Genomic DNA, 3,878 nt, shown 5'->3' with positions numbered 1-3,878 from the left:
CTATGTCGTTTATTATCTGTTAGTAATTAGGCTATTATAACTATTTTATATTTTTTTTGCACAAAAATTGCTCAAATCTAGTAAAATGAGCGTTTACCCCAAGTTAAATATTATAGAGATTCCGCTTATTTTTTTGTTATTTTAATAATACTTTACGTATATTTGAAATATGAATAATTATATTTTTTTTATAATTTTATAAATAACTAAAGTTTGAAACTTAATCCTCCTTGGTGGTTTAGAATAATATTTATGCTGCTGTGTACTCTTTTATTGGAGTCATCAGTCTTGGCTATTTTTAACCCTGCAAGTGCTCAATTCGAAATTGAACTGGGGTCTACAGAAATACGCGAAAACTCTATACCCGAAGGTTCGGGTAATGTAGGAGTTGGTGATTTCATAGATGATCAGGGGAATTTGATTGATTACGAGTTAGTGGATGGGGAAGGTAGCGAGGGAAACGGTTTCTTCTTTATTAGAAAGAAAGAAATTAACAGTCAGCTTCAGGCTACACCCAGGCAGGGGTTTGATTTCGAAGAGCAGGCTGCGTACAACATTCGAGTTAGAGCTTCACTCGCAGGTACTATTTTAGAAGAGCGCACATTTGCTATTGATGTACTTAATGAAGAAGAGCCGCCTACTGAAATAATCTTGTCCAATAGCACCGTAGAGCAGGGGGCGGAGGAAGATACCGAGGTGGGAATTTTATCAGTTACGGGAGGTGCTCCGGTACCAATTGAATTTAGTCTGGTTGGAGAAGATGACTTATTTGAACTGGAAGACAATGTGCTGAAGGTTGAAGATGACTTTGAAGACCTTGCTTCGGGTGATTATCCCGTAACAATACGAGCAACCGGAGATGGCAGTATAGATAGCACTTTCACTATTACTGTTACAAATGTAGAAGAGCCGCCTAGTAATATTACCCTTACTGATTCCACTTTTGAGGAGAATCAACCAGTTGGAATGGTGATAGGAACACTTGCTGCATCGAGCGGAACCGTAGACCCCGAGGATATTATCTTTGATTTGGTGGCTGGCGGGGATGAATTTTCTATTGTAGGCAAGGAGTTACAGACTAATCGGGAGTTTGATTTTGAGGAAGATCCTGAAATCTATGTAATTGAAGTGGTAGCTCAGGGGGATGGTGATTCTGATCCTAAAACTTTTACTATTACGCTGACTAATGTGTTGGAATTGCCAGCAGCGTTTGAACTGGACAATAAGAGCATCGCCGAAAGTCAGCCAATTGGCAGTACCGTAGGCAACTTTATTCCGGTTGACGCTGGTGTTACGTATTCATTAGTAGCTGGAGAAGGAAGCGATGGAAACGATGCATTCAGTATTTTAAATCAGCTTAGCGGTAGTGAATTACAAACTGCTCAGGTCTTAGACTACGAGAATCAAGACAGCTATTCTATCCGCGTGAGTGCAGCCAATGCGGAAGGTGGTACTCGTGATACTACGTTTGTTATTGACGTGATAGACGAAGCTGAAAATATTCCCCCGGTTGCTAGTGCCGGAACGGACATATTAGTTACCGATACTGATAGAAATGGTAGCGAGGAAGTGACTTTAGATGCTTCAGCTTCTACTGATGACAAAGGTATCGTTCGCTACTTATGGACTTTGCCTGATGAGACAATACTGGCGGATACTGATCAGGCAATCATACTACAACAAATAGCGGTAGGTACCTACAATGTAATCCTTACCGTATTTGATGAGGAGGGAGAAGATAGTACTGACGAAGTTAGTGTTATTGTCAACCAACCACCTACCGCAGTTGCTAGTTCCGATATTACTAATGGGGAGGCCCCTTTAACAATTGCATTCAGTAGCGAAGGATCTACCAACAATGGCGAGCCTGTAGCGAGCTACGAATGGAGTTTTGGCGATGGGGGAACTAGTACTGAAGAGTCTCCTTCTCATACTTATACAACCTCAGGCACCTATTTGGCAATGTTAACGGTGACCGATGAATTTAATGCTTCCGCGAAAGATTCAGTTGAAATTATTGTAAGTAGTCAGAATCAAGCTCCGGTGGCAGTAGCTACTGCTACCCCAGTAAGTGGTACCGCCCCCTTGGAAGTTGCTTTCAGCAGTGACGGGTCGGAAGATGAAGACGGGTCAATTACCTTTAGTTGGGATTTTGGGGATGGTAATAGTAGTGAAGATGCTTCGCCAACCTATACTTACGATGATCCTGGTGAGTTTACAGCTACGCTAACGGTGACCGATGACGATCTGGCAACTGCCAGTGCGAGTGTAACTATTGCTGTGAATGCTCCCCCAACTGCCAATGCTGGAGACGATCAGCGAGTTGAAGCTGATGAAGATGGTTTTGCCAATGTTACGTTAGATGGATCAAAATCTGAAGATGAAGATGGTACAATAATTCGTTATGATTGGAGAGAAGACGTTGAAAACGGTACTCTTTTAGTTACGAGTGAAGAATCAACTGTTACCGTTCCACTACCAATAGGGGAGCATTTAATCGTTTTAGTAGTTGAGGATAATGATATGGCTACCGCTAGCGATGCCGTAATGATCTACGTAGATGAACCACAGAATGTAGTTCCTATGGCCGCGGCGAGTGCTAATACAACTAGTGGTACAGCTCCGTTGGAAGTTACTTTTAGTAGTGAGGGGTCTGAAGATGGTGACGGAACAATTGAAAGCTATCTATGGAATTTTGGAGATGGTGAAACAAGTACTATTGCTTCTCCATCGCATACCTTCACTGAGGTAGGTACCTACTCGACTACTTTAACAGTGACTGATAACGATGGTGAGAAAACGACGAGTGATGCGATATTAATAGAAGTAACCGAGGCACCGGTTCCCGAATTCATCCTGTCACCTATTTCGGTTATAGTAGACGAAGATTTTAGTGGACAACAACGCGTTGAGGCTCAACTAGCGGATAATAGTCAAGATGTGAGCTTTAGTATTGACCCACTTACGCTTGATTTTGCTACTTTAACCGCCGACAATCCTAATGGTGTTTATTTGTTTGAGTCAAGGCCGAATAGCAATGGTGACGCTAACCTTACTGTACGAGCTACTGATAATATCACCCGACAAACCTACGAGCAAACTTTAAGATTTGAAGTAGCCGCGGTCAACGACGCACCTATTTTTGCACTTACTGGCGACGAGGTAACGGTTGCGGCGAACAGCGAAAGACAAACTGTACCGAATTTTGCCACCAACATCGCACCTGGCCCTGCTGAAGCTACCGATGAAAATGGGCAAACGGTAAACTTTACCGTAACTGCTGATAATCAGGAGCTGTTTTCGGAACAGCCCAATATTAGTCCAGACGGTACGCTTACCTACCAAGTGGCTGAAAATCAGGCAGGAAGCGCCGAAGTATTAGTCACTTTGCAAGATGATGGTGCTTTTAACGGATCTAACGTTAATACCAGTGAACAACAAGATTTTACGATCAATATAGAAGCTCCTCAGGCATCTGATCTTACTCTTACCGGAAATACGGTGCCGGAGAATCAGGATGGCGCCGAAGTAGGGACGCTTTCTTTCCAAGGCTTTGTTCTCGCTCCGAGTTACTCGCTCCCAACTGGGCAGGCTGATAATGACAACTTTCAAATCAGCGGTGATAAGCTGCTTACATCTCAACCACTGAATTTTGAGGAGCGGTTTCCGCCGGAATATCAGGTTGTAGTAGAAGCTACTAGTGTATTTCCGGGAGGAACGGTCAGTGAAACATTTACTGTTATCGTTACTGATGTAGCCGAGCCTCCCACCTTAGTGGAGCTAGATGGACAAACGATTGTTGAAGGGCAAGATGTAGGCACGGTAATAGGTACGCTTTCAGCTTCGGGTGGAGCTACACCTCCTAATGAAATTACGTT

At 43.1% G+C, this 3,878-nt stretch carries 1 protein-coding gene; it reads left to right on the top strand.

The genetic code is table 11. The features are described from left to right. Nucleotides 1-213 precede the first annotated feature (213 nt). Nucleotides 214-3,878 (top strand): PKD domain-containing protein (locus tag WBA23_RS24470; protein WP_424584904.1); only part of this gene is annotated, 3,665 nt, incomplete at its 3' end.

This window comes from Tunicatimonas sp., from assembly GCF_049647865.1.
In the GTDB taxonomy this organism is placed as follows: Bacteria; Bacteroidota; Bacteroidia; order Cytophagales; family Cyclobacteriaceae; genus Tunicatimonas.
The sequence above is the reverse complement of the archived record's forward strand: the minus strand, read 5'-3'. Positions and strand labels throughout refer to the sequence as shown.